Consider the following 1,380-nt stretch of genomic DNA (forward strand, 5'->3'; position numbering starts at 1 on the left):
CCACGAAGGCACATAGGAGGAACGACTTACCACGCCTCGAAAAGCCTGAAGGATGAATCGGCGGTTGCCCCCATTAGATACCTTTCGAGCAATGTCAATCTGGCATCGGGTAGGGGAAGGAAGTGATAGGGCTTTCCACAGGACGAACAGGAAGAACACGAAGTCGTCCCTCATCTGTTGGGTCATTTCTGCCTGTCTCTCGGCAGGTGTTTTCTTATTCGCCACGCAACCTCCTTACGGTTTCCTGTAGAGCTTTCTCCTTAAGGTCAGCTTCTTGCGTTATTCGGATAAGACTTTTAGAAGTCTCTGGGTGTAGTTCGACTCGACCATCAGGGAAGCATCGACTGTAATCTGGCTCGCTGAGACCTGAGGTCTTGACTTTGACGAGCAGCCGCTTGTTATCGCGGTTAAGGTCGTTAATAACCCTATCAGTAGAGCCTTCCAGCGCGGACATTTCTTCCTGAAACCGCTTGGACACTTTGTTGACTTCAGCTTGGACAGCAAGCCTTGTATCTTCCGATGCCTTAAGATTCGAGGTGTATTCTGCATTGACCTTGGCCTCCCACTTATTGTTAGCGGTGTGGTAGCCACCAGCAAACATCACTGCTGCAAGTAACCACGGAGCCGCTCTCTTTAAAAATTCGAGCATAGTTGCCCTCCTATTTGCCTAGGTACGCCAAGAGCTTGTAGATGCCCTCTACATTATCTCCAAACATACCAAGTGCCTGATTACACCTATTACATATAATACCACGTATAGCCCCAGTAGAGTGGCAGTGGTCTACGCGAGCCGTTACCCTTGAGCCTTCGAACGAGATACTCTTCCCACATATCTCACACCCTCCCCTGCTCTTTGAGAATCTCAATTAGGCTATGCAACTCAACCTTGTAGACCTGCTTGTAAATAGGTCGCCCTGCGTTTCCATTATCTTGTTCATAAAAACCCCTCCCTAGTGTTAAATCATAAAAGGCCACCTGTCGATGACCTTGAGTCTAACACTTACTGTACACCATACCCTGTGTCATTGTCCTCAGTAGCTGAGAGCACCTTATCGTACTCCCTGTTCAACGCCTCCATGTCAGCTAACTGTTTCTCATCCACAGACACCTTGCTGAGTACAAAGTTGTGGCGAGCTAGCAGCTTCTCGATAGCGTTGTAAAGCTGAGGTGAACGCTTTGTGTCATCCCGCAGGTCTTGCAGCATGAGTCGAGCGCGCTCAGTGTCCAGCATTAACAGGAACTTCTCTAAGTCCATCTGCGTCATGTCTTACCTCCGCTCTTAATCGTCTTGTAAATTAGGACGCCAATCTGCACCACGGTGTACGCGATAGCAGCGACGTAGAACCATTCGTTGAGTGTTAACCCAAAGAAGAACCGACT

General features: G+C 48.8%; 4 protein-coding genes. All 4 read right to left on the reverse strand.

Annotated elements, in window-relative coordinates:
* Nucleotides 1-214: 214 nt before the first annotated feature.
* Entirely contained in the window at nt 215-649 is a 435-nt protein-coding gene (locus AC2W7G_RS16380; protein ID WP_485869375.1) for a hypothetical protein, read from the reverse strand.
* Nucleotides 650-659: 10 nt separating this feature from the next.
* On the reverse strand, nt 660-866 hold the full coding sequence (locus tag AC2W7G_RS16385; RefSeq protein WP_485869376.1) for an endonuclease domain-containing protein: 207 nt from the start codon (nt 864-866) through the stop codon (nt 660-662).
* A gap of 134 nt (nt 867-1,000) precedes the next feature.
* Nucleotides 1,001-1,264 (reverse strand): hypothetical protein, encoded by a 264-nt coding sequence (locus AC2W7G_RS16390; protein WP_074146709.1) that lies wholly within the window; start codon nt 1,262-1,264, stop codon nt 1,001-1,003.
* Nucleotides 1,261-1,380 (reverse strand): phage holin family protein (locus AC2W7G_RS16395; RefSeq protein WP_485869377.1); only part of this gene is annotated, 120 nt, incomplete at its 5' end. The genes AC2W7G_RS16390 and AC2W7G_RS16395, both read right to left, overlap by 4 nt.

The organism is Aeromicrobium sp. PFPM2_SD2, from assembly GCF_057364525.1.